This is a genomic window from Leifsonia sp. Ger2509, assembly GCF_055231915.1.
The window spans coordinates 552317-575763 of sequence record NZ_JBUYVB010000003.1; the positions used below are offsets into that span (position 1 = coordinate 552317).

The following is a 23447-nucleotide window of genomic DNA, read 5'->3' on the forward strand; positions in this document are numbered from 1 at the left end:
CGACGGACGGACGAGGACGGAATGGCGACCACAGACACCGAGATCGTCGACATCGACGGCCACCGGCTGAAGCTCACCAACCTCGACAAGGTCATGTATCCGGCCACCGGGACGACCAAGGCCGAGGTCATCCACTACTACGCCACAGTCGCGGACGTCATGCTCCCCCACACCCGCGGACGGCCGGCGACGCGCAAACGCTGGGTTCACGGAGTCGGCACCGAAGACGACCCGGGCGAAGTGTTCTTCCAGAAGAACCTGGACTCCTCCGCGCCCGACTGGCTGCACCGCGGGACGATCTCGCACAAGACCAGCACCAACACCTATCCGCTGGTCGACGATCGGGCCACCCTGGTCTGGCTCGCCCAAATCGCCTCGCTCGAGATCCACGTGCCCCAGTGGCGGTTCGGCCGCAACGGACAGCCGAAGAATCCCGATCGCCTGGTGCTGGACCTCGACCCCGGCGAGGGCGTGACACTCGCGGAGTGCGCCGAGGTCGCCCGCTTCGCCCGCGACATCCTCACCGACATGGGGCTCGACCCGTTCCCGGTCACGAGCGGCAGCAAGGGAATCCACCTGTATGCCGCGCTCGACGGCAGCCAGAATTCGGAGGCGGTCTCCGCCGTCGCCCACGAACTCGCGCGTGCGCTCGAAGCCGATCACCCCGATCTGGTGGTCAGTGACATGAAACGGGCCATCCGCTCCGGCAAGGTGTTCGTCGACTGGAGCCAGAACAACGCCGCCAAGACGACCATCGCTCCGTATTCGCTCCGTGGGCGTCTGCATCCGACGGTCGCGGCGCCGCGTACCTGGAAGGAGCTCGCGTCGAAGGACCTCGCGCATCTCGACTTCGAGGAGGTCCTCCGCCGGGTGAAGAAACGCGGCGACCCACTCGGCGAGTTGTCTGCTGCCGAGCTCGACGACCCGCACGCAGCAGCGGCGGACCGCCTCACGACGTATCGCAGCAAGCGCGACGCCTCGAAGACGCCGGAGCCGGTGCCGGATGCGGTCCCGCATTCGACGACCGGTCGGACGTTCGTCATCCAGGAGCACCACGCGCGGCGGCTGCACTGGGACTTCCGACTCGAGCACGAGGGGGTGCTCGTCAGCTGGGCGCTCCCCAAAGGCGTCCCGACCGACACCGGCACCAACCACCTGGCCGTGCACGTCGAGGACCACCCTTTGGAATACGGGGCGTTCGAGGGAGACATTCCGCACGGGGAATACGGCGCAGGGCATGTGGACATCTGGGATGCCGGCGACTACGACGTCGAGAAGTGGCGCGACGGCAAGGAGGTCATCGTCACGCTGCACGGATCGCATGGAGGCGGTCTCGACGGCGACAAGCGGTTCGCGCTCATCCACACCGGCGGCGAGGGCAAAGCCGACCAGAACTGGCTGATCCACCTGATGAAGCCCGCCGACGAGAAGGACGCCAAGCCGCGGAGCGCCGCCTCAGCGACCAAACGGGAGCCGGTCTCGTCGGCCCCACGTGCACCCGCGTCGACCATCGCGCCGATGCTCGCGACGCTCGGCAGCGCCGCGGACATCTTCGACGAATCGGACTGGGCGTTCGAGATGAAATGGGACGGCATCCGCGCCATCGCCACGGTGGACGAGAGTGGGTTGCATCTCACGAGCCGCAACGGGATCGACCAGACGGTGAGCTATCCGGAGCTTGAGCAGCTGGTCGAGCTCGTCGGCGACCATACCGCCGTGCTCGACGGCGAGATCGTCACGCTCGACGCCTCCGGCCGCCCCGACTTCGGGTTGTTGCAGACGCGCATGAAGCTCACACGCCCCCACGAGGTGGAAGCGGCGATGAAGCGGGCGCCGGCGCATTTCATGCTCTTCGATCTGCTCGAACTCGACGGGACCACGCTCCTGAAGAAGCCCTACGACGAGAGACGGGACGCGCTGCAGAAGCTGGTGCGGCCGCGCAAGGGAAGCAGCATCCAGGTTCCGCCGGCGTTCGCCGGGGACCTCGCCCACGCTGTCGCCAGCAGCAAGGAGCTCGGCCTCGAAGGCGTCATGGCGAAGGAGCGCGATGGCACGTATTCGGCCGGGCGCCGGTCGCGCACCTGGATCAAGATCAAGAACCATCGCGACCTCGAGATCGTCATTGCGGGGTGGCGCCCGGGCAACGGACGACGCGCGAACACGGTCGGCTCGCTGCTGCTCGGCTTCCCCGACGGTGACGGCTTGCGCTACGTCGGCCGCGTCGGCACCGGGTTCACGGATGCGGAACTCGACGACCTGATGAAGCTCCTGCGACCTCGGGCTCGCAAGACGCCACCGGTGTCGGATGTACCGTCGCTGGATGCACGTGACGCTCACTGGGTGCGGCCCGACCTGGTCGGAGAGGTCGAGTTCGCGGAGTGGACGCCGACGCGGCGGCTGCGGCAGCCGTCGTGGCGAGGCCTGAGGCCCGACAAGACGGTCGCGGAGATCAACACCGCGGAGGCATAGGCGTCACGCCGATCCCTGCCTACTCGGCTGCCCGAAGCGGAATGAGGAACGCCTAAACCGCTGTGGAACACGCCCAAATCGGGCTCTCCCACGCCCATGGTTGCCCGGGCCCTGATTACCTGATCGACGGGCCGTGGCACCGTGCCGCGGCATCACAGAGCAGTGCTTGGGATAGCAATGAAAACACTCGGAAAGACAGCTTCCGTAGCCGGCATCGTCGCCGCACTCGTCCTCGGCGGAGGGGTCGCCGCGAACGCCACGACGTCCTACCCGGAGGGCGGGACATGGAACTACGGCGTTCGCTGGGTCGGCGGTAGCAACGAGCAGGTGTACTCGGAGTATCTGCACAACACCAGACGCCACAAAGCATCCGCATGCGCTACCTCCGGGTGTGCGAAGACCGACTGGATAGATCCACGAAAGCCAGCGAATGCCTCACGTTCAGCAGGCAGCTTTGGCAATACGGCATATTACGACGTCCAGTGAGGGCGACCACCCGAGCGCTCTGCGTCTTCGTCGGGCTCACATGCCTCTGGGGGTGCACAACGACTGAAGCGCGTACCGTTCCAGGATTTGAAGGGCCGTGGGCATCCGAGTTCGCTGAACTCTATGCCGACGCAAAGTCTGACTTCATTCGACAAGCGCTCGAAGACGGCAAGATTAGTGATCAAGAGTACGCGGAAATGACGGACCGATACCGATCGTGCATGACGTCGGCCGGCCTCACATTTACAGAATCCAATTCGGAAGGCCTGTCCGAATACACGTTCTCCCCTTCTCTCGGGCCAGACCGTGCCCATGCGGCAGAGAGTCGCTGTTCGGATGAGTCCGGTGAGTTCCCGATTGGGTACCTGTATAAGACCGTCCGAGCGAACCCCGAGCGGCTCGACGACGACACCATCATGACTGCGTGTTTCATCAGGAAGGGCGTGGTCCCGCCTGACTATGACGTCACTCAGTACGCAAGAGAAAACGAAGTGGGCCACTTCTCCTTTGACGATTCGGAGTCGGGGCGAGTGGCGTACAGAGAGTGCGCGACTGACCCGCTAGGGCTGGTCTATGGGCAGTAGGAAGGACCGCCCAATGCGGACTCGCACGCGGCGCCGAAGAATCGGAACATTGGGGATCATCCCAGCTGTTGCCGTGCTCATCGGCTGCGCGACCGACGGTCCGCAGGGCCCCGAGAAGGACGATAATATTCCGACCTTTTCGGGGCCCTGGGCCGCAGAGTTCAGAGAACACTACCTGGAGGCCACATCCGACTTCGTCCGTGGTGTGCTCGAGGACGGAACCATAACGGACCAGGAGCAGGCGGAGATGACCGATAAGTTCCGGCGCTGTCTCGCGGCGGCGGGCGTGACGTTCACCGAGTTCAAGCCCGACGGAGGGATGGAGACCACATTCTCACCGTCGCTCGGACCGGACAAGGCGCACGCGGCAGAAGTGCGGTGCTCCAGAGAGGCAGGCGAAGACCTGATCTCATCCCTCTATTTCTGGATCAAGAAGAATCCGGAAAACCTTGACGACGACGCGATCATGGCCGCATGCCTTGTGGAGAGTGGCGAAGTCCCTGGAACGTACACGCATGACGATTATCGTCGCGACCTCGACACGGGAGCCTTTTCGATTGTGAACGAATCGAGCCTGGTCAAGGCGTACGACGACTGTGCTTCGGACCCGCTTGGACTGATCAATGGGCGATAACTCGAATCGTCGCCCGCAAGCGCGCTCGTGGACTGCGGGGCTCGTGGGCGCAGTGGCTGCGCTGGCGCTCGGTGCAGCGGGGACTGCGATCTACCTTGCGCCTTCATCGCCGGGCGTTCTCAGTCCAGCACGGGACGCATCGACGGCACCGGTGATCGCATCGACGTTCAGTGACGAACGATCGGTTGAACTTGAGATCTCCCGCCAGCCGGATGTCCCCGTGACGGCACCGCGAAGCGGGCGGATCACTCGCTCGGACTGCCGTGTCGGGGCTGAGATCGCGTCCGGTACCTCGCTGCTGTCCATCGACGGTCAGCCGATGCTCACCCTGTCGACATCCATACCGCTCTGGCGCGACCTGGCGCCCGGTGACCGCGGCGACGACGTTCGGGCGCTGCAAACCGAACTGACGCGGCTCGGCCATACCGTCGACGTCGATGGCGTCATGGGAAAATCCACGGCCTCGGCCCTCGCGGCCGCATTCCGCGACATCGGGAGCACCACGGATTCGACGCCCGGAACACCGCTGTCGCGCATCGTCTGGATCCCGTCGCCGACAGCGACGCTCTCCGCGTGCGACGCGTCTGCCGGTACGACGGTCGATCAGGGAGCTCCCGTCTCGCATCTGGCCGGGTCGATCTCGCAGGCCGCCATCCGAGCATGGCCGACCGATCTGGTCGCCGGTGACCGGGTCGTCACCGTGTTGGATACGAAGATCCCGGTCACGACTGACGGCGAACTGGTCGGCGAAGCCCTGGGCATCCTGACAGCGAGCGCTGGTTCACGAGCACTTCAGCCCGGCGAAGAGAACCCGAGCATCAGCGTGAGCCTGGCTCTCACCTCGCCCATCGCTGTGGCGGTGGTGCCACCGAGTTCCGTCTACGGCGTCGTCGCGTCCCAGGGGTGCGTGAGGTCCGGCGGCACGAGCATCCCCGTCACGGTGGCCGGATCGCAACTCGGACAAACGTTCGTCCTCTTTGAGGGGCGAACGCACCCGACAGTCGTGGACATCGCGCCGAGGAAGAAGCCGTCATGTCGGTGACGCTGGAGAATGTGGGGCACAAGTTCCCGGGCCGACCCTGGCTGTTCCGGGGGCTCGACGCGACGCTTGTCCCCGGTCACGTCTACGCTTTGACCGGCCCATCCGGGTCGGGCAAAAGCACCCTCCTCAGCATCCTTGCCGGCTGGACCCATCCGACCGAAGGCGAAGTGACGACGGACACGGCAACGACGGTGAGCTGGGTGTTCCAGAACCCGCACGGCGTCGCCCGACGCAGCGCAGTCGACCACGTCGCCCTTCCCTATCTCGCTCACGGTTACGCGCCGACCGAAGCGGACGAGCGAGCAATCGAACTGCTCCGGCGTTTCGGACTCGACCAGGTCGCCGAGCGCCCCTTTCGGGAGCTGTCGGGCGGTGAAGCCCAGCGGTTGATGCTCGCACGCGGGATCGCCGGCCGGCGGAGCATCCTTCTCGTCGACGAACCGACCGCTCAGCTCGACCCGTCGACCGCCGGCACTGTGAACGAAGCGATCGCCCTGACCGCCGACGCGGACACCATCGTCGTAGTGGCCACCCACGACGCCCGGACACGGGATGCCTGCACCGACCACATCGACCTCGGCGCGCTCGCCTCGTCGGCGTCGAGGGATCGCGGATGAAGGCGCAGGCGATCGTTCGCGAGTCCTGGAGGAACATCCGCTCTGGCACGACCCGGACGCTCACGTTCGCATTCGCACTGTGCGTCGTGGCCGTGACTCTTCTCTGTGCGGACCAACTCGCCATCCGGCAGATCGTCGAGGACGCGAACCGGTTCCGCACGTCCGGCGCGTCGACGCTGACACTCGCCGCCGAAGGGAACATTGAGGGCAGCGCCTGCGAGTCACTGAACTCGATCGATGGGGTCACTGCGGCCGGAGCGGTGCGGAACCGAGAGCCCGGAATACGCGCCTCGGCGTTGCCGAGTTCGCCGATCGCCGTCAAAGAGGTGACCGCTGGCTTCGCGCGCCTCCTGACGAACCAGCCGGTGCATGGCGTGGGTGTCATCTTGTCATCCGACGCCGCGGAGACGTTGGGGCGCAGCACGGGTGACATCCTCGAGACGACCAGCGGAGCGACAAAGGTCGCGGGGACGTACGACTACCCCGATGACGGCCGACGGCTTGGGTACGGCTACGCGGCTCTCATCGTCACGTCGACGGACCGAGCCTTCGATGAATGCTGGGTCGACGTCTGGCCGGCGATGCCGAACCTCGCCTCCGTCCTCCTGACCACTCTCAAGCCGTCGGCCACGACCGGCGAGACCAAACCCGTGCTCGGCCAGCTCAACGCCAGCCTCGGCACGAGCTTCGACGGCCAGCGACGCCTCGACGATCGGATCACGCGGTTCACAGTTCCCGCCGCATTCGTGGCCAGCGCAACGCTCGGTCTCCTCGCTGTCAGGCTGAGACGGATGGAATTCGCCTCGAGTCTCCACTGCGGGGTACGTCGAAGTGGCCTCGCAGCCACGGTCAGCCTCGAAACGACGAGCTGGGTCGTGCCCGTCCTGTGCGTCTGCGCTGCAGCCGCCGCACTGTTCGCCGCAACCGGCAATCCTGAGGACGTCATGTCCACGCTGGTGTCGGGCCTCCGTATTCCGTTGGCCGCGCTGTGTGGTGTCGCCGCCGGCACGACCGTTGCGTTGTCATTGACGCGTGAGAAGCACCTGTTCCGGTACTTCAAAGAGCGCTGAGGCCGCAGCGACCCTAGTCGGTGAGCAGCCGCAGGGCGACGAGCGGGCACAGCGCAACGGCCTCGTCCGCCGCCTCGAGATCCGCCGCCCGGATCGGGATGTCGCTGCGCGCCGAGGCATCGCCGCCGCGCGCGACCGGGTAACCCCACTCGTCCCGGGTGATGACGCGCGGCAAGAGCTCGGCGCACAGTCCGCGCCCATCGCAGGCGGTCCAGTCGATGTGCAGTCGTGTTCCGGCCATCTCACATCCTCCTCAGCCGGCAGCCCGTGTGCAGCGGCCATGAAGGTGCGCCTGGACATCGTCATGGAAGGTTACGAGCGCACTCCGTACGAGACGCGCTGAGCCGTCGGGATGGTGGCAGGCGCCGCGGCCCGTGACGGAGTCGGCGAGACGGATGGCGTCCGCCACCGCGTCGCGCTTGACACGCCCGGCGGCCAGTCCGGACATCCGCTGAGCGAGCGCCGGGAGACCGAACATGCACGGTCCGCACTGCTGTGCGGACTCGGCTGCCAGGTACTCCACGATGTCGGCTGTCGCCGCGAGTCCGCACCGGTTGCGGCCCAATACGACGAGCACCCCCGCACCGGGCGACGCGCCGGCAGGGGCGAGTCCGGCGACCGAGATCGGCAGGTCGAGCTGGTCCCCCCGCAACCACGTGCCGTGATAGCCGCCGACGAGCACGGCGGAGGCGCTCGCGCGGTCGACACCCGCCGCGGCGAGCACATCCCGCACCCGCGTGTCGCCGGCGATCTCGAAGACGCCTTCGCGCCCCACATCCCCCGACACCGTCACGAGTCGGGTTCCCGGGTCGCGGGCGGTTCCCGCAGAGCGGAACCAGTCCGCTCCGTGCCGTGCGACCAGCGCGACATGGGCGAGCGTCTCGACATTGTGCACGAGAGTGGGGCGCTTGCGCAGACCGCTCTCGCTGAGTCGGCGCACATGATCGCGGGGACGGGCATCGTCGTTCTCGATCGAGTTGACGACCGCCGACGCCTCACCCGAGATGAACGTGTCGGGCGCGGCGACGAGGGTGATCCCGCGCGCGTCGCGTCGTTCGGCGACCGCCGCGCTCACGGTCTCCAGGCTCGCCGGCGACGCATAGACGTACAGCCGCGAGGTCCCGAGCGCGGCGCCCGCGGCGAGCAGACCGTCGATGACGAGGTGGGGGGCGTTCTTCAGGAGCACCGCATCCTTCCAACTGCGCGGCTCTCCTTCGGCACCGTTGGCGATCACCGTCGCCGATCCTGCGAAGGCGCGTTCGCCCGCGGCCGCCGCGGTGGCATCGAATTTCCGCCAGGCGGCGAACCCGGCGCCGCCGCGGCCGGTCAGCCCGGACCGCTCCAGCTCGCGCTGCAGAGGCAGGGCGGCACCTCGCGGGTCGAATGCCCCGTGTGCGCGGAGATGGGTCGAGTAGTCTGCGCCGGCTCCGGCGGCGAAGAGACGGTTCAGGTCCACGGGCACCTCGTCCTGGAGTCCGACGCGCGGGTTGTCGTCGACGATGGTCACGAGAGGGTCTCCTGCCGGGTTCGGGCGGTCTCGCCGAAGCGCGCCGAGACGCGCCAGATCACGGCGGCGAGCACCAGTGCGGATGCGACGACGGAGAAGAGGATGAACCATCCGCTCGTACCGTTGGTTCCGTTTCCGATCGAGTGAAGGACCGCGATCGGCCACATGGCGTAGGTGAACCAGTGCACGAACCGGAACGTGCGGACACCGATCCGGCGACGCAGCAGGCCCGTGACCACGATCGCGATCACGAGGTCGAAGGCGACCGTGCCGAGACCCTGCCAGAACGGCTTGAACGCGCCGAGGAACGGCACCACGGTGTCCGCGATGGTCAGCTTCGAGAACGGATCGAGAATGAGGGTGCCCACGTGGAGCACGAGGAAGATCGATGCGAGCAGTGCGACGTTACGGTGCACGAGCGCCACGGAGAACCGCGGCATCCCGGGCAGCGGACGCCCGGACCGGTTGGTGATGCCCAGCAGCACCGAGACGGTGAACAGGCCGAGCGCGATGAGACCGCTGGCGCGGCCGAAGGCCCAGAGCGCCTCATCCATGGTGGACCTCCGAGAGGGTTCGGGCAGCGAAACGAGGTGCGGCGGAGGCGGTGTGTTCGGGGTCCGCGGGCCAGCCGCCGGTGATGACGACGCGACCGGCCTGGTCGATGAGGCGCGCATCCGCGCCCATCCTGCCCAGCCAGGTGGGTGCATCCGCCCCCCGCACGATCGCGGCCGTGCTCAGCGCGTTGGCGCGCAGGCACGACGATGCCGCGACCGTCGCGCTGCGCCAGACCGGGTCGACCGGGAGTCCGAACCGCGGGTCGAGGATGTGGTGTCGTGGGATCCCGGACTGGCTCCAGCGCCGTTTGCGCGTGCTGGACGTCGCCATGGCGTTACGCGCGGGAAGGGCGACCTGCTGGGCGGGATCCGCAGGGGTGTCCTGCACCAGGATCTCCCAGCTGCCACCTACGGCGGGTCCCGCGGTCGCGATGTCGCCCCCGAGCGAGATGAGCACGCCGCAGCCCAGTTCGGTCGCGATGCGCTCGGCGATGCGGTCGGCGGCGAACGCTTTGGCCGAAGCTCCCAGGTCGAGTCGCACCTCGTCGGGAAGGGTCAGGCGATTCCCGTCGAGGCCGACACCTCGCCAGCCGGGACGGCGTGCCGGCACCGTCGCCACCGTGAACGGGCGGTTCACCGGCGACGGTTCCAGACGGGCGAGGTCGCGGTCGTAGCCGAGCGCGAGCAGATCGTTCCCGAGCGTCGGATCTACGGCCCCGTCCGTGAGCGCTGCGGCCCACAATCCGGCACGGATGAGGTCGGCGAGGAGGGGACTCACCCGCATGGACGCACCCGAGCGGGGCACGGACTGCACCCGTGAGAGTTCAGAGTCGTCGCGAAACCGGCTGCAGGCCAGCCCGACAGCATCGGTGGTTTCGCGCGCGATGCGCTCGGCCCGCGCCAGAACGCTCGGCTTGGTCACGACGAGGTGGGCGGTCGTGCTCCAGAGATCCCAGTCGGCGGTGGCAGCACTCATGTCACGACCCCGAGGACTGGCCCTGGGACGGGCCGCCCTGGCTCTGGCCGACCGATGAGGAACCGGACGAGCTGGTTCCTGACGACGAGGAGGAACCCGACGATGAGGAACCGGTGCCGGTCGACAACGAGTCGGAGCCGGTCGACGAGTCGTCCGACGAGGACGAGCCCGTCGACGAATCATCCGACGACGAATGGGAGGTCCCGGACCCTGAGGTCGACGATCCTGTGGACGCCGTCGACTGCGAACCCGAGAACAGCACGACCGACGTGATGCCTGCTGCGGCCAGGCTCGAAAGCCCGACGAACGCCGTCACCCGTGCCGCTGTGCGCTTGCCTGCTGAGCGAGTATCCATGTCTTCCACCTCCGGGGTCGAGTGTTCTCCTGTTGATGAATCGACTTTCGGACATCGGCGTCCAAGCACCCTGAGCGTTACCCATCATTTGTCTAGGACCCGGTGGCGGAGCGCTTCGCGGATGAGGGCCGTCGCAGCGTAGGATTCTCGCTGTGAGCCACGCAGAGATCGCACCGACCCAGCAGACCATCGAGATCGTCGAAGACGACGAAGTGGGCGGACTCGTCCGCAGCCTCAGCGCTGAACTGCCGAGCGCCCTGGGCAACCTGCTCGCCACACTGGTCGTGCTGGCGACACTTGTCTTCGGCGTCTGGAGCCTCGTCGCCACCTGGACCTACCAGCCGCAGAACGCACTCCCCCTGTTCCAGGTCTCCATCGCCGCGACGGTCGTGGCCCTCAACGCCCTCTACGCACGCCGCACGTTCAGCTACGTGATCACGCTCATCGGAGCGATCCTCTGGCTCTGGGTATCCGTCACACCCTTCCTGCCGTTCTTCATGGTCGTGCTGCAGGCCGTCACCGTGACGATCATGCTCGCCGGTGTCGTGTTCTCGGTCGCTGCGGTGGCGCTCAGCAAGAAGCCCCGATTCTGAGCGGCCGGATCCGCGACCGAAGCGACGACGCGGAGCCGCTCGAACCGCACGCACCACCCGCAGGGCCGGATGGCCCGACACTGTCCCGAAGGCGCCATTTCGTCGACCTCTCGCCGCTGAAGGAATCCCCGGCGTTCGCGCGCCTGTGGGTCGGAGGCGCCATCTCCGGCATCGGCGGCCAGATGACGATCGTGGCCGTCGGCCTGCAGATCTTCGCCATTACGGGTTCGACCCTCGCCGTCTCCCTCGTGGCGCTGTTCGCACTGCCGCCGATGGTCGTCTTCGGCCTGTACGGCGGTGTGCTCGCCGATGCATTCGACCGGCGGACCGTCGCACTCGTGTCCGCGATCCTCGCGTGGACCTCGACCGCAGGGATCGCCGTCTTCGCCTGGCTCGACATCCGCGTCGTCTGGCCGCTCTACGTTCTCACGACGATCAACGCGGTCGCGGCCACCGTGATCGGCAGCACGCGGCAGGCGATCACGCCCCGCCTGCTGCCGAACCGGCTGCTCCCCGCCGCCAGCGCGCTCAGCGGCATCAGTATGGGCGTCATGGTGACGGTGGGCCCCGCGCTCGCAGGCCTCCTGGTCGCTACCGTCGGCATCCCGTGGACCTACACGATCGACGTCGTCCTGTTCACGGCGGCGTTCCTCGGGATCTTCACCCTTCCCCGCATCATCCCGGAAGGCGAGCGGCAGAGCGCTGGGCTCGAATCGGTGATGTTCGGGTTGCGATTCCTGAAGTCGGCTCCGAACATCCGTATGACGTTCATCCTGGACATCATCGCCATGACCTTCGGGCAGCCCCGCGCCCTGTTCCCGGCGGTCGGAGCGTTGCTCATCGGCGGCGGGCCGGTGACCGTGGGCATCCTGACGGCCGCCGGCGCGGTCGGTACGCTCGTCTGCAGTGTGTTCTCCGGCCGCATCGGGCATGTGCGTTGGCAGGGACGGGCAGTCGGGCGGTCAATCATGGCGTACGGAGGCTGCATCCTCGGGTTCGGCATCGTGCTCGCGGTCGTGGCCTTCGGCAACAAGGGCGGCGCTGTCGGCCAGAACATCGCGGACGCCAACCTGCCCGCCCTGGTGATCGCTTCGGTGTTCCTGGCCGGATCGGGCGCCGCCGACAATGTGAGCGCCATCTTCCGCACCACGATCCTGCAAGCCTCGGTTCCGGACGTGATGCGCGGCCGCCTGCAGGGCATCTTCACGGTCGTCGTCGCCGGCGGTCCGCGCCTCGGTGACCTGTACGTCGGCGTCCTCGCGCTGACCGGCGTGCTCTGGTTCCCGCCGCTGCTCGGTGGTCTCGTCATCATCGTGGCGGTCGGCGTGATCGTGCGCGTCCAGCGCAGTTTCCGCCACTACGACGCCCTCTCCCCCACCCCCTGAGGCTCCCGCCGCGCGCGCGTGTCATTCGCCGGTCGGTGCGATCCGTTTCGCAAGCCACGGATAGTCGATCACGAGGCCGTCATCGTCGACGGTGAGGTCGGCCATGAACGAACGGTTGGCGCTCTCGTACCGCACGAGCGCGGAGTCCTCCCCCGCGTCGAACGGCCGGATTCCGCGGTAGACCTGGTCGCTGCGGATGACCTGCAGGGACGGCAGATCGACCCACGCCATGACCAGCGGAGTCTCGGTTCCTGCAGCGTCGAGGAGCCCCAGCCGCAGGATCGGCATCGAGTTCGTCACCGGGCACAGAGCGAGATCGCAGTCCAGGGCGCCCTCGATCGACGCGGCATCCACGATGCCGGGCGCGGGAAGGCCGGCGTCGCCGTCCAGCTCGACCTCGAAGCGCCAGCGGCCGGACGGCTCGCGAATGAGGGTGAGGTGACGCCACCAGCCGTGGCCGGTGACTCCGACCTCGAGACGTTCGGTCACCCATCCAGGACCCGTTTCGAGCGACCAGCTCGTCGTGTAGTCGGCGGCGCGCGAGGTGCCGAGCGCGCTGAAGCGGTCGGCCGCGAGCGTGATCGTGGCGGCTTCGAGCCGGTCGGGGTCCTCGTCGCCGTGCCAGGCGACGAATCGTGTGCGTTCCGGGTTCGTACTCACGGGCCCCTCCTCTGGTCGCTCGGTCCGCTCGACACGCTACGCGCATCCCCCGACGCTCCCAACAGGAGTCGAGCCCGGGAAAAATCCGCGATTCGGGCGAATCAGGCGGACTTTTCCCGGGCTCAATGAGTTCACGCGACCGGCTCGACGTAGCGGCCGACAGGGCGCAGCCGCAGCGGCCGCTCCCGGAATTCGGCGAGAGCGTGCGCGATCCAGCCGACCGAGCGCGCTGTCGCGAAGATCACTTCGCCGGCGTCGGCCTGCATGCCGGTCGCGAGTGTGAGGGCGGCCAGCGCGAAGTCGACGTTCGGATGCGCCCCCGTGCGCGCCAAGATCACCCGCGCCGTCCGCTGCGCCGCCTCGAGCACGGGCTGTGCTCCCTCGATGTCGGCGAGCATCCCCAGGATTGCGCGGGCCCGTGGATCGATACCGGAGTAGAGCGGCTGCCCGAACCCGGGAACGGCTCCGCCGCGCGCGGCGACCGTGTCCGCGACGACGCGCTCCGGGGTCTCACCAGCGACGATGCGCGCGAGCATCCGGGCCGCCTCGACACTCGCGTTGCCATGGAGCAGCGAGTCCAGTGCGCCGAGACCGGCTGTGACGAGGGCGTACACGTTGGCACGGGCCGATGCGGCAGCACGCGCGGCCAGCGTCGAGATGGACATGTCGTGGTCGATGAGGAGGATGAGGGCGCCGTTGAGGGCCGCGATGCCGGCTGGCTGCACTGGATGTGCAGAGAGTTTCGACCAGAGCACGTCGGCGAGGCGGGAATCGCGTGGACCCGATGCCGCGCCGAACGCCGAGGCGGGGACAGGACCTGCGTCGGGAAGCACGGCCACCATCCCCGCGACGAGCGCTTCGCCCGCCGGGACGACGTCGGCCGGGTCGAGCGAATGGCGAAGGGGATCGAGAGCTGCGAGCGTCGTGACGGCCACCTGCTGTCGGTCCCGGAGTGTGGCGGAGGCGGGCATCGCATCCGTGACAGAACGCGCCCGCGCGACCGCCTCCGGATGCGCGCGGAATCGCGCATCCGGATCGTCGACACCGGTGAGCAGCCAGTGGGCGACCTGTTCGAATGGCTCGTGCGCCGCGAGCTCGGTCGCATCGCGGCCACGGTAGAAGAGCTGGTCGTCCTCGATCAGGGCGAGGTCGGTCTCGACGACCATGAGCGGCCGTCCGTCGGAGTGGCCGTGTATCCCCTGACTCACTGCGGGCGTGGTGCGTGGTCGGCGCGCTGCTGCGAACCGTTCCACCTCGAGGGGGTCGAAGGCCGAGCCGTGCGGTCCTCGTGTGCGGCCGAGGCGTCCGCGCGCGACATACGCGTAGAGGGTCTCGAGCTTTACTCCGAGCCGCGCGGCCGTCTGCTCGGCCGTCAGCGTCGGCAGGTCCGTCTCGGTCATAGCGTCCTCCAGGTTGATCGAATCAACGTTGACGTGCGCTTAGAGCAATATCAGACTGACGATAGCACCAACGGAGACAAGGGAGACGGCGATGCTCACCACCGACCGCATGGACGACACGCTCATCGAGGTGCCCCGAGGACTCACCAACGTCGTCGCCGCAGAGACCGCGCTCGGCGACGTGCGCGGACACGAAGGCTTTTACCACTACCGGCAGTACTCGGCCGTGGAACTCGCGAGCTCGCGCACGTTCGAGGAGGCCTGGTACCTGCTGCTATTCGGCGAACTGCCGTCGCGCGCCCAGCTGGAGGCGTTCCGGCGGCGCGTGGCCGCGGCGCGGTCGATTCCGGATGCGGTGAGCGCGATGCTTCCCTCGATCTCGCACGTCACAGGCTCGGATGCGCTGGCGGGGCTGCGGATCGCGCTCGGTGCGTTGGCGGCAGCGGACGGTATCCGTCCGCTTTTCGACACGTCCGCGGATGCGCGGGCCGACGCGGCCATCCGGATCGCAGCGGTCACTCCCCCGGTCCTCGCCGCCCTCCACCGGCTGGGTCGCGGCGAACGCGTCCTCCCATCACGGCGCGACCTCGGACACGTGGCGAATTACCTGTACCTGCTGTCGGGCACGGTCCCGGATGCGCGCACCGAGCATGCGATCAGCGCCTACATGACGGCCGCGATCGACCACGGCTTCAACGCCTCCACCTTCACGGCGCGGGTGATCGCCTCAACCGGGGCAGACCTGGGATCGGCGGTCGTCGGGGCGATCGGATCCCTGTCCGGCCCGTTGCACGGGGGCGCACCCAGCCGGGCGCTCGACACGCTCGATGCGATCGGGACCCCCGACCGGATCGACGAGTGGGTGACGGATGCCGTGCTGTCCGGCGACCGGATCATGGGGTTCGGGCATCCGGTGTACCGCACGGAAGATCCGCGATCGCGGATGCTCCGATCGATCGCACTCGGCTTCGGAGGCGAGCGGGTGGCCTTCGCGACCGCCGTCGAATCCCGGGTGCTCGCGCTCCTGGCCGAGCTCAAACCCGGGCGGGAGCTGCACACGAACGTCGAGTTCTACGCTGCGGTCGTGATGGAGCTCTGCGGGATTCCGCGGGAGATGTTCACGCCGACGTTCGCGGCGGCGCGTGTCGTCGGCTGGACGGCGCACATCCTCGAGCAGGCGGCCGAGGGAAAGATCATCCGGCCGTCGTCGCGGTACGTCGGGCCGCCCGCTCACCCGCCGGCTGGGTCCGCGCCGGCCGCGCCGGTGCCTGCCGCGCCGGCGCCTGCGCCGGGCGATCGAGCGTGACACGTGCGGTCGAGCGTGAACGGTACGCCTGACCCGCTCGGCCGGAAGTGACGCTCTCGGCCTCGCGGCACCCGCGCGAACGTACACGCGAAGAGTGTCAGACGTCGACTGGGTCGAGGCGTCCGCCCGCGATGTCGGCATGGATCCTGGTGCCCTCGAACGCGCGGTCGCCCTCGTCGACGCGCGTGGGGCATCCGCCCAGCTCTGCGTCCTTCGCGACGGTCAGGTCGTGCTCGACAGGAACTTCGGATGCGCGTCCGACGCCCTGTTCTGGACCTTCTCGGTCAGCAAACCGTTCGTCGCCCTGGCCGTGCACCTGCTCGCCGAACGGAGACAACTCGCCCTCGACGACCCGGTTGCGCTGCAGTGGCCGGCATTCGAGCGCAACGGGAAAGAACGGATCACCCTCCGGCACGTGCTCACCCATCGCGCGGGCATCCCGTTCTCCAGCGGTGGCCTCCTGGGGGATGTCGCTGCCATGGCCGACTGGGACCGGTCGATCGCACTCGCCGAGAACGCCACGCCCTGGTGGCCGGCGGGCCGGGTCGTGGGATACCACATCCTGTCGTACGGGTTCGTGCTCGGCGAGGTCATGGAGCGCGTCTCCGGGATGCCCGTGCGCGCCTTCGTCGAGGCCAACCTGCTCGCGCCCCTCGGGCTGAGCGACATTCAGCTCGGGTTGACCGACGACGGCTGGCCGCGGCATGTGCCGCTGCGCGAACAGGTGATGACCGACCGAGTGCGGCGCGTCGTCTTCAATCGGCGAATCGTGCGACAGGCAGTGATCCCGGCGGCGAGCATCTCGGCGCCCGCGGGGGCCGTCGCGCCCTTCTACCGAATGCTGCTGGGCGGCGGCGAGCTGGACGATGTGCGGGTGCTTGCGGCCGGGACGATCGAGGAGGCGAGGCGCGTGTCGAGCGACGGCGAGGTCGACCAGCTGATGCATCATCCGGTGCGGTGGGCGCACGGCTTCCAGCTCGGCGGCCCCACGGGTGTGCGGCGACCGACCGGGACCCACGCGGACCTGCGGACGTTCGGTCACAACGGCAGCAGCATCTGCAATACGTGGGCCGATCCGGGGCGCGGCCTGGTGTTCGTCTACCTGACGAACCTGGCGGCGCCGCGGCGCGCAGCCCTCCGCCACAACTCCGACCTGGCGGACACGCTGCTCGACGGGTGCCGCTGACTCAAGCGCCGAGCGTCGCCGTAACCGCCGAGCGTCGCCGCCCGCGCCGAGAATCGCCGGCGTACGGGCGATTCTCGGCGGTAGCGGCGACACTCGACGGCGCGGCCTCGACTCAGTCGGCGAGCTCGTCGGTGGCGGCGCGGCCCGCCGCCGTCGCACGGTCGAGGAAGTCGGCGAGCACCGCGAGCTGCGCTTCGTCGTAGCCGTCGAGGATTCCGTCCACCGAGCCGTTCATCCCGGAGTAGAGCCGGAAGAGCTCACCCGTCCGGTCGGGCAGTGCACGCACCTGGACGGCCCGGCGATCGGTCGCGTCGCGCTCGCGCACGATCCAGCCGTTCTTCTCCAGGCGGTCGAGGATCCCCGTGATCGTCGCCGGGTGGAGTCCCGCACGACGGGCGAGTTCGCTGGGGCTCATCGGTCCGTGCATCGCGATGACGTCCAGGCAGTCGAGGTCGACGTCCCGCAGGTCGACGCGCGAGCCGACCTGGTGGTTGAGGAGCGAGATCTGGTTGTTGAACTCGCGCATCGTGAGCTTGATCGCGGTCGCCATTCGTCGCCGCCGGCGCGTATCGTCCGCATCCCCATTTATTTTGGTTTCCATATGATACCTTTTTCGTATTGTACGGCGAACTGAGGAGGACACGTTGAACATAGTCGTTTTCGGCGCAAATGGGGGTACCGGGCGTCTCGTGGTGCGTCAGGCGCTGGATGCCGGACACACCGTCACGGCCATTACCCGCCATCCCGACGCCTTCCCGATCGCCTACGAGAACCTGTCCGTGCTCGCGACCGATGTGCACGACCCGCATGCGGTCGATCGTGCCGTCGCCGATCACGACGCGGTGCTGTCGGCGCTGGGCGTTCCCTACGGACGCAAACCCATCAGCGTCTACTCCGTGGGGATCGCGAACATCATCGCCGCGATGGACCGGCACGGCATCCAGCGCCTGGTCTGCGTGAGTTCCAGCGCAACGGATCCGGCGACCCGCTACCACGACACGGGCGGCGGCTTCTTCTTCGAGAAGGTCCTGAAGCCGTTCATCACGAAGACGCTGGGCAAGGAGCTGTACGCGGACATGCTCCGGATGGAGCACCTCGTGCAGCAGAGCGACCTCGCGTTCACGATCGTGCGTCCCTCCGGGCTGTTCGAGACGCCGCAGGTGACCGACTACATCGACGCCGAGATCGAGCTCCCCGAGCGGTTCACCTCCCGTGCCGACCTCGCCGCGTTCATGCTCCGCCTCGCTTCGGGAGACGAGTACGTCCGGACCTGCGCCGCAGTCGCGACCGTCTCGACGCATCCCCGCGTCATCGACCTCCTGCGCCAGGAGGCCTTTTCGCGCTGAACCTGCGGTCGAGTCCGGGAAAAGTCCGCCGATTCGCGACAATCAGGCGGACTTTTCCCGGACTCGACGGGCTCGGGGCGCGGGTCAGCCGGGGATGGAGACGCGCTTCGGCAGAGCGAACACGAGGAGGAACGCCACCACACTGAACGCGGCGCTGACCGCGAGAGCGTTGGCTGCCGCCGTCACGAACCCGTCGGCGACGGCTTGCGGGGTGTGAGCGGTAATGGTCAGTGTTCCGAAGAGCACGGAGCCGATGATCGCGATCCCAATGGCGCTTCCGATGCGCTGCATCACGCTGATGACACCGCTGGCCGAGCCCGCCTCGGATCGATCGACCGTGGCGACGATGAACTGGGCGTTCGGCGCGATGAACAGGCCGTTGCCGAAGCCGGCGATGAACAGCGGGGCGAGGAGATCCCAGTTGGTGAGGTCGGCCGCGTCGACGATCAGGAGCACCAGCCAGACCCACACGAGTCCGATCACCACGAGCGCCGTGCCGATGATGAGCACCGTGCGCCCTAGTTGTCTCGAGAGCCTGTCGCTGAGGGCCGCGCCGATGATGCTGCCGATCGCGAAGGGGATCGACACGAGGCCGGACTCGAGGGCGGTGTGCCCGAGGCCCGCCTGCCAGAGCAACGAGATCGTGAAGAAGATGCTGGTGAACGCTGCGAAGTACACGAGGGCGAGCACGACGCCGCCGGTGAACTGAGGGTGGCTGAACAGGTGCGGAGGAACCAGGGGCGATCCGTCCGCCTTCGCGACCCGGAGCTCCCAGAACGCGAACGCACCGATCAGGAGGACGCCGGCGGCGAGGGTCACATAGGTCCAGAGCGGCCAGCCCTGGTCCTGGCCTTCGATGAGCGGCACCAGGATCGCGATGAGCCCGCCCGAGAGCAGTACCAGTCCGAACCAGTCGGTGCCGGTGCGGCCGTGGCCCTCTTTGCCAGCCGGAAGAAGGATGGCGGCCGCGATCAGGGCGACCACACCGATCGGGAGGTTGACCCAGAACACCAGGCGCCAGCCGTTCTCGTTTCCGAACGCCTGGATGATCAGGCCGCCGACGATCGGGCCGAGCGCGGTCGAGACACCGATCACGGCGCCCATGATCGCGAACGCCTTGCCGCGGACCTGCGGGACGAAGAGCAACTGGATCATGGCGGTGACCGCGGGGACGAAGATACCGCCGGCGAGACCCTGGACGACACGCGAGACGATCAGCTGCAGGTCGTTCTGCGCGAGACCGCAGAAGAGGCTTGCGACTGTGAAGAGCGCGAGGCCGGTGAAGAAGACCCATTTGTGCCCGATGCGGTCGCCGACACGCCCGGACGGGATCAGCGCGAGACCGAACGCGAGCGCATAGCCCGAGATGATCCAGGAGAGCGTAGCTTCGGAGGCGTTGAGGCTCGTGCGGATCGTCGGAAGGGCGACGTTCACGATGGTGGTGTCGAGCAATGCCATGAACATGCCGACCATGAGCACGATCAGGGCGTTCCAGGCGCGCCGCGGGACGACCGGCGCGGGTGGTCGTCCGCTTGCCGCGGCCGGGGTGGATGCGCTGCCCGGCGCGGATGTGTCGGTCTCGGTCAGAACACCGGCCGGAGCCGCCGGGTCAGCCGCAGCGCCGGCTTCCGTGGCCGAATCCACGGGGGCTGCGTGAGCGCCCACGTGCGGTTCGGGGTTCGCGCCGTCGGGCACGACGTCGGGTAGCGCGTGCGCTCCCGCGTGAGCACCGTGGTGTGGTTCGGCGGGATGTTCGAGGTCGCGCTGGGTTGGTTCGTTCGGTGGCGTTTCAGACATGGTCAGTGGTCCTTTCGGGCGCGTTCGTCCGTGATGATGTCCGGAAGTTGTGCGAGGAGTTCGGTGTGCCATCCCACTTCGGCGCGCAGGCGGTCCGTCTTGTGGCTCATGACGAACTTCTCGGCTTTGGTCAGGTACTTTTCGACGTGGTTGAGATGCGATTCCGAGTCGGCGATCATCGCCTCCAGCGCGCGGATGCGCGACCGGATCGTTTCGGGCAGCAGATCGAGGCTCGCGCTGTCGAGTTTCGTGAAGGCGAGATCGAACGGGTCCGGCTTGAGAACGATTGCGCGGAGGCCGTCGAAACGCATCCCCCGGAGGGATTCGCGACCCGCTTCGCTGATCTGCCAGACTTGCCGTTCCGGGTAGGCGCCTTCGCGTTCTGTCCGCTCCTCGGCGATGAGCCCTTCGCTCGCCAGTCGTTTGATGGCGCCGTAGAGCGCACCGACGGTGATGTCGGTCCAGAGGTTCACATGTTCCTGCTCGGCAAGCAACCTGAGCTGGTGGCCGTGCATCGGGCCGCGCTCCTCAAGCGAGCCCAGAATGAACAGACGGATAGATGACACGCGACTACTCTCGCACGACTAGTCCTTCACGTCAATCGCTGTGTGTGCGTGTCGGGGATGTCGCGGACATTGCCGTTGGGGTCTCCCCGACGGCACCGGTCACGGGTTGTTTTGGGCGTTGAAGCCTCCGTCGTCGAACTTTTCGTCATTGACGAAGCCTCCGCCGGAGGCGTTGAGCGCGATGTTGTATGCGGTCTGTTCGCGCTCTTCTTCGGTGTCGGTGGTGCCGTCTTCGTAGTCCCTGACGATGTCGTCGCCGTCGGCGATGGGTTCGCCGTCCCATTCGTATTCGCCGTCGTGGTGGCCATGCTTGCGTGTCATGGTCGAAGGGTACGCGCGGTCATGACACACGGCCATCCCCCGTCGGGTGAACTTTCGCCTGTGCTGTCCCGGGTGTGGGCGGCAGTTTTCAGCGGGTGAAGGGAACCGCGACGTCGCAGACATGATCGTCGGGGCCGGCGGTCTCGACATCGACGAGGAGGATCTCTCGCGGCGCCATGGACGGCGTGTAGCCGTGGTGGGTTAGCCACCCGTAGACCTCGTCGTAGATGCCGAGGATCGCAGGGTACTCGTACTGAGTTTTGGTGATGCGCAGGTACGCCTCTTCGCGGGCCGGTTCCACGAGGAGGATGGTCGGCTCGGCGATATCGGACGCGGCGATCTCGCCGATGACAGGCATCGCGTTCTGCACGTCCCCGTCCTCGTCGTCGCTAACCGGTCCGTGGAAGATGGTGGTACACGGGCCCGCGACGCCGCCGAGTTCTGTCGCAATGCGGTTGAGGCGTTCGGTGGATGCACGGCGGAAGTCGGCGAGTTCGCGGGTGCCGACGTGTCGCCGTTCGCTGATGTAGGTGGTCGCTTCTGTGGTGCGGGTCTGGACAGCCATAGCCGTGCTCCTTCGCGTTGTCTCATTCTCCCGCTGTTGGACGTCACGCGGCCAGGCAACTTCTCAATGTGCAACCGCGCTATCACGGACGAGCATGCCCTCCGGCGTTTCAGGGACAGGTCCCGGCCAGGGTCCGAGATGTGTCCGCACGATCTGAGGGGGGATATACACGAAGGGCGCGTCGGGACGGCTCGGAAAGCTCCAGCCTGCGTCCTTGAAAGCCTGCTCGAGTTCCTCGTTTGGCGTTTCCTGTATCTCGAAGGCTAGGTCCCTGTTGGGCTCCTCAACGTGCACGGACCAGCCGATGCGGACCATAAACTCGGCCAGGTCTGGCATTTTGGCTACCTTATAGCCGGGGACAAGCTTCACTGAGACTAGGGTGCCCGCGTCACGGTGGAACCCGCTATAACTGCCACCCACGACGATGATCGCGTCTGCAATTCCATCGACGCCACGAGCCTGGGTAAGCGCACTTTCCTCGGTCTGGCCACCAAGTCGTCCCGGCGAGCATCCCGCAGTCAGCAACACGATGGCAAATGATAGCGCTGCTAGAAATCGGGGTCGGTTGCTTTTCACGTCACTCTCTCTGCCTGGTCTTGGCGTAATAGTCGACTACCTCCAGATGTCCCGTGAAGAATTTGACGAGCTCTGGATCGAAATTCAACTCGGGGTTCGCGACGGCCGCTCGCGCGTAACGATCGAGGTCATGTGCTTGGTCGGGTCGAATCGTGCCCCCTGGGTTCTCGGTCGCCAAGGCAAATGCATCACGGCGGACAGTGGTCCATGTCGATGGATTCGGCGTCCCGTCGAGGGTCGGGACCGCGTCCTGAGCTGCCTCGAAAGCAAGCACGCCGACATCATCAGGGATACCGATCAAGCCGATCGGCGAGCCCGCGGTGACGACGTTGCGAATGTTGTATCCCGTGTCGTCCGCTGCGAGCGCTGCCGCCGTGATTCCGCCCAGACTGAATCCCGTGAGAAGAATGGGCGGCCCCCCGGGCCCGGATGGGATCCCGCTTTCCCTCATCGCTTCGAGCACGACGCGAGCGAGTTCCGTCTGACTGCCCACCAACATGGCATGGAGATCAGCCGTAAGGTCATTGGGGGCAAGTCCTCGCCACGGAAGAGCCGCCTGGGTGCTCGGGATCTGCACCGTGTAGCCCGTGATGCGCCCCAGATCGTCGGTGCAGGTGATGACGCGTATCGTCGCAAACTGGTCCTTGCCTATGTCATCGATTTGGCGGCCACTCGCAAAGAGTGACGCAATATCGGAGGGCAATATCCGACCGTTGACATCCACCTCGAGACCATCGCCTCTCCCGTAGATTGCGCTCGAACTCATTGCGGCGCGATCGTTTGCAAGCCGTGCAAGTCCGTCCTCGCTCAGCCCGGAGGGGCCGAGCTCGGCCTCGTCGTCGACGAACCAGCCCAGGTTGTTGCCGCACGCGATCAGTCCCCGCACGAGGTCGTCGTAGAACGGCCCTGCCTTCCCCAATGACGACTCCATCCGCAGGACAGTCCGCGCGAAGACATCGTTCATCGAGAAGGCTTTCCCTGTGTTCGTGCCGAACAAGGCAGCGAAGAGTGCCCCGCTGCCGATGAGCCACATCGGGTCCTCCGCGAAGTCATCGATCGTCTTCTGCAGCCCCGGGCCGAGCGAGTCGACGAGCTCGTCCCCGAGGCCACCGATGAACGAGTCGACAGCCAGACCGAGGGCCAAGACGACCGAACCGAGCAGAACACCAGCCGAACCGAGGGTGACGATACCCGCGTTCGCAGCGTCCACATCCTGCGCGATCGTCAACCCCAAGGCACTGCCCGCGAGACTGAGGTTCGTCACCCCGATGGCAAGGGCCTCGTCAGCAAGGTGGTAGGTCGAGACCACCGTGGCCGAGATGGTGACCAAGGCTTCAGCAGCACCGGTCTGGATGACGAGCTTGCTCATGGCGACCGCGACAGCGGTCGCGACCTGCGCGCCGGTCACCGGCGACAACGGTAGCGATGCGGCGAAGTCCGGATCGCCGCCGA

Annotated in this window: 25 protein-coding genes; 11 read left to right on the plus strand and 14 right to left on the minus strand. The window is 67.2% G+C overall.

The annotated features are described in order from the left end of the window. Positions 1 to 21 precede the first annotated feature (21 nt). From ACV7NN_RS02920 to ACV7NN_RS02945, 6 genes are all read left to right on the plus strand, one after another. On the plus strand, positions 22 to 2469 hold the full coding sequence (locus ACV7NN_RS02920) for an ATP-dependent DNA ligase (protein WP_463348086.1): 2448 nt from the start codon (positions 22 to 24) through the stop codon (positions 2467 to 2469). Positions 2470 to 2646: 177 nt separating this feature from the next. After that, on the plus strand, positions 2647 to 2955 hold the full coding sequence (locus ACV7NN_RS02925; protein WP_463348087.1) for a lactococcin 972 family bacteriocin: 309 nt from the start codon (positions 2647 to 2649) through the stop codon (positions 2953 to 2955). A gap of 633 nt (positions 2956 to 3588) precedes the next feature. Then, positions 3589 to 4173, plus strand: a complete 585-nt coding sequence (locus tag ACV7NN_RS02930) for a hypothetical protein (RefSeq protein ID WP_463348088.1) — start codon at positions 3589 to 3591, stop codon at positions 4171 to 4173. A 220-nt stretch (positions 4174 to 4393) separates the two neighbouring features. After that, the gene (locus ACV7NN_RS02935) at positions 4394 to 5215 is read left to right on the plus strand and encodes a peptidoglycan-binding domain-containing protein (protein WP_463348089.1); all 822 of its coding nucleotides are present in this window, start codon (positions 4394 to 4396) and stop codon (positions 5213 to 5215) included. Then, a complete protein-coding gene (locus ACV7NN_RS02940) occupies positions 5206 to 5832 on the plus strand; it encodes an ATP-binding cassette domain-containing protein (RefSeq protein ID WP_463348090.1) in 627 nt (208 codons plus the stop codon). The genes ACV7NN_RS02935 and ACV7NN_RS02940 overlap by 10 nt, the downstream gene beginning before the upstream one ends. After that, positions 5829 to 6902 carry a hypothetical protein gene (locus ACV7NN_RS02945; protein WP_463348091.1) on the plus strand — a complete coding sequence of 358 codons (1074 nt, stop codon included), beginning with the start codon at positions 5829 to 5831 and terminating at the stop codon, positions 6900 to 6902. Before ACV7NN_RS02940 ends, ACV7NN_RS02945 begins: the two co-directional genes overlap by 4 nt. Positions 6903 to 6915: 13 nt before the next feature. Here the strand turns inward: ACV7NN_RS02945 and ACV7NN_RS02950 are convergent, their stop codons facing one another. The 5 genes from ACV7NN_RS02950 to ACV7NN_RS02970 are packed head-to-tail and all read right to left on the minus strand — an operon-like array spanning position 6916 to position 10294. Then, positions 6916 to 7143 (minus strand): ferredoxin, encoded by a 228-nt coding sequence (locus tag ACV7NN_RS02950; RefSeq protein ID WP_463348092.1) that lies wholly within the window; start codon positions 7141 to 7143, stop codon positions 6916 to 6918. A gap of 12 nt (positions 7144 to 7155) precedes the next feature. Further along, the gene (locus tag ACV7NN_RS02955) at positions 7156 to 8409 is read right to left on the minus strand and encodes an NADH-ubiquinone oxidoreductase-F iron-sulfur binding region domain-containing protein (RefSeq protein WP_463348093.1); all 1254 of its coding nucleotides are present in this window, start codon (positions 8407 to 8409) and stop codon (positions 7156 to 7158) included. Continuing rightward, positions 8406 to 8963: a ferric reductase-like transmembrane domain-containing protein gene (locus tag ACV7NN_RS02960; protein WP_463348094.1), complete on the minus strand. Its 558-nt coding sequence runs from the start codon at positions 8961 to 8963 to the stop codon at positions 8406 to 8408. The genes ACV7NN_RS02955 and ACV7NN_RS02960 overlap by 4 nt, the downstream gene beginning before the upstream one ends. Then, positions 8956 to 9939 (minus strand): FAD:protein FMN transferase, encoded by a 984-nt coding sequence (locus ACV7NN_RS02965; protein ID WP_463348095.1) that lies wholly within the window; start codon positions 9937 to 9939, stop codon positions 8956 to 8958. The genes ACV7NN_RS02960 and ACV7NN_RS02965 overlap by 8 nt, the downstream gene beginning before the upstream one ends. 1 nt (position 9940) lies before the next feature. Continuing rightward, positions 9941 to 10294: a hypothetical protein gene (locus tag ACV7NN_RS02970; protein WP_463348096.1), complete on the minus strand. Its 354-nt coding sequence runs from the start codon at positions 10292 to 10294 to the stop codon at positions 9941 to 9943. A 152-nt stretch (positions 10295 to 10446) separates the two neighbouring features. On the opposite strand from ACV7NN_RS02970, the gene ACV7NN_RS02975 reads away from it, so the two are divergent. Together ACV7NN_RS02975 and ACV7NN_RS02980 are read left to right on the plus strand one after the other, a co-directional pair. Beyond that, positions 10447 to 10887 carry a hypothetical protein gene (locus tag ACV7NN_RS02975; RefSeq protein WP_463348097.1) on the plus strand — a complete coding sequence of 147 codons (441 nt, stop codon included), beginning with the start codon at positions 10447 to 10449 and terminating at the stop codon, positions 10885 to 10887. 80 nt (positions 10888 to 10967) lie between these two features. Then, entirely contained in the window at positions 10968 to 12272 is a 1305-nt protein-coding gene (locus ACV7NN_RS02980; RefSeq protein WP_463351224.1) for an MFS transporter, read from the plus strand. Between the two features lie 21 nt (positions 12273 to 12293). Here the strand turns inward: ACV7NN_RS02980 and ACV7NN_RS02985 are convergent, their stop codons facing one another. Continuing rightward, complete coding sequence (locus ACV7NN_RS02985) at positions 12294 to 12932, minus strand: putative glycolipid-binding domain-containing protein (protein WP_463348098.1); 639 nt, start codon at positions 12930 to 12932, stop codon at positions 12294 to 12296. Between the two features lie 131 nt (positions 12933 to 13063). Further along, the gene (locus tag ACV7NN_RS02990; protein WP_463348099.1) at positions 13064 to 14332 is read right to left on the minus strand and encodes a citrate/2-methylcitrate synthase; all 1269 of its coding nucleotides are present in this window, start codon (positions 14330 to 14332) and stop codon (positions 13064 to 13066) included. Between the two features lie 91 nt (positions 14333 to 14423). On the opposite strand from ACV7NN_RS02990, the gene ACV7NN_RS02995 reads away from it, so the two are divergent. Both ACV7NN_RS02995 and ACV7NN_RS03000 read left to right on the plus strand, forming a co-directional pair. After that, positions 14424 to 15638, plus strand: a complete 1215-nt coding sequence (locus ACV7NN_RS02995; protein WP_463348100.1) for a citrate/2-methylcitrate synthase — start codon at positions 14424 to 14426, stop codon at positions 15636 to 15638. 94 nt (positions 15639 to 15732) lie between these two features. Further along, on the plus strand, positions 15733 to 16824 hold the full coding sequence (locus ACV7NN_RS03000) for a serine hydrolase domain-containing protein (protein WP_463348101.1): 1092 nt from the start codon (positions 15733 to 15735) through the stop codon (positions 16822 to 16824). Positions 16825 to 16936: 112 nt separating this feature from the next. On the opposite strand, the gene ACV7NN_RS03005 is transcribed toward ACV7NN_RS03000, so the two are convergent. Beyond that, entirely contained in the window at positions 16937 to 17374 is a 438-nt protein-coding gene (locus ACV7NN_RS03005; RefSeq protein ID WP_463348102.1) for a MarR family winged helix-turn-helix transcriptional regulator, read from the minus strand. Between the two features lie 94 nt (positions 17375 to 17468). Here ACV7NN_RS03005 and ACV7NN_RS03010 point away from each other — a divergent pair, with 94 nt between their 5' ends. Then, positions 17469 to 18170 (plus strand): NAD(P)-dependent oxidoreductase, encoded by a 702-nt coding sequence (locus ACV7NN_RS03010; RefSeq protein ID WP_463348103.1) that lies wholly within the window; start codon positions 17469 to 17471, stop codon positions 18168 to 18170. Between the two features lie 84 nt (positions 18171 to 18254). Here the strand turns inward: ACV7NN_RS03010 and ACV7NN_RS03015 are convergent, their stop codons facing one another. The 6 genes from ACV7NN_RS03015 to ACV7NN_RS03040 all read right to left on the minus strand — a co-directional run bounded on the left by ACV7NN_RS03015 (position 18255) and on the right by ACV7NN_RS03040 (position 23403). Further along, positions 18255 to 19967 carry a DHA2 family efflux MFS transporter permease subunit gene (locus tag ACV7NN_RS03015; RefSeq protein WP_463348104.1) on the minus strand — a complete coding sequence of 571 codons (1713 nt, stop codon included), beginning with the start codon at positions 19965 to 19967 and terminating at the stop codon, positions 18255 to 18257. A 2-nt stretch (positions 19968 to 19969) separates the two neighbouring features. Beyond that, positions 19970 to 20533 carry a PadR family transcriptional regulator gene (locus ACV7NN_RS03020; RefSeq protein WP_463348105.1) on the minus strand — a complete coding sequence of 188 codons (564 nt, stop codon included), beginning with the start codon at positions 20531 to 20533 and terminating at the stop codon, positions 19970 to 19972. Positions 20534 to 20632: 99 nt separating this feature from the next. Further along, positions 20633 to 20854, minus strand: a complete 222-nt coding sequence (locus ACV7NN_RS03025; RefSeq protein WP_463348106.1) for a hypothetical protein — start codon at positions 20852 to 20854, stop codon at positions 20633 to 20635. Between the two features lie 88 nt (positions 20855 to 20942). Continuing rightward, the gene (locus tag ACV7NN_RS03030) at positions 20943 to 21419 is read right to left on the minus strand and encodes a hypothetical protein (protein ID WP_463348107.1); all 477 of its coding nucleotides are present in this window, start codon (positions 21417 to 21419) and stop codon (positions 20943 to 20945) included. Between the two features lie 63 nt (positions 21420 to 21482). Beyond that, positions 21483 to 21788: a hypothetical protein gene (locus ACV7NN_RS03035; RefSeq protein WP_463348108.1), complete on the minus strand. Its 306-nt coding sequence runs from the start codon at positions 21786 to 21788 to the stop codon at positions 21483 to 21485. 208 nt (positions 21789 to 21996) lie between these two features. Then, positions 21997 to 23403, minus strand: a complete 1407-nt coding sequence (locus ACV7NN_RS03040; protein ID WP_463348109.1) for a hypothetical protein — start codon at positions 23401 to 23403, stop codon at positions 21997 to 21999. Positions 23404 to 23447: the final 44 nt, after the last annotated feature.

Coding starts and splice junctions, on each gene's coding strand:
- ACV7NN_RS02960 (WP_463348094.1), bottom strand. CDS start 8,963: ATGGATGAGGCGCTCTGGGCCTTCGGCCGCGCCAGCGGTCTCATCGCG.
- ACV7NN_RS02990 (WP_463348099.1), bottom strand. CDS start 14,332: ATGACCGAGACGGACCTGCCGACGCTGACGGCCGAGCAGACGGCCGCG.
- ACV7NN_RS02945 (WP_463348091.1), top strand. CDS start 5,829: ATGAAGGCGCAGGCGATCGTTCGCGAGTCCTGGAGGAACATCCGCTCT.
- ACV7NN_RS03005 (WP_463348102.1), bottom strand. CDS start 17,374: ATGGCGACCGCGATCAAGCTCACGATGCGCGAGTTCAACAACCAGATC.
- ACV7NN_RS02920 (WP_463348086.1), top strand. CDS start 22: ATGGCGACCACAGACACCGAGATCGTCGACATCGACGGCCACCGGCTG.
- ACV7NN_RS02965 (WP_463348095.1), bottom strand. CDS start 9,939: ATGAGTGCTGCCACCGCCGACTGGGATCTCTGGAGCACGACCGCCCAC.
- ACV7NN_RS03015 (WP_463348104.1), bottom strand. CDS start 19,967: ATGTCTGAAACGCCACCGAACGAACCAACCCAGCGCGACCTCGAACAT.
- ACV7NN_RS02950 (WP_463348092.1), bottom strand. CDS start 7,143: ATGGCCGGAACACGACTGCACATCGACTGGACCGCCTGCGATGGGCGC.
- ACV7NN_RS02925 (WP_463348087.1), top strand. CDS start 2,647: ATGAAAACACTCGGAAAGACAGCTTCCGTAGCCGGCATCGTCGCCGCA.
- ACV7NN_RS02970 (WP_463348096.1), bottom strand. CDS start 10,294: ATGGATACTCGCTCAGCAGGCAAGCGCACAGCGGCACGGGTGACGGCG.
- ACV7NN_RS03030 (WP_463348107.1), bottom strand. CDS start 21,419: ATGGCTGTCCAGACCCGCACCACAGAAGCGACCACCTACATCAGCGAA.
- ACV7NN_RS03025 (WP_463348106.1), bottom strand. CDS start 20,854: ATGACACGCAAGCATGGCCACCACGACGGCGAATACGAATGGGACGGC.
- ACV7NN_RS02940 (WP_463348090.1), top strand. CDS start 5,206: ATGTCGGTGACGCTGGAGAATGTGGGGCACAAGTTCCCGGGCCGACCC.
- ACV7NN_RS02995 (WP_463348100.1), top strand. CDS start 14,424: ATGCTCACCACCGACCGCATGGACGACACGCTCATCGAGGTGCCCCGA.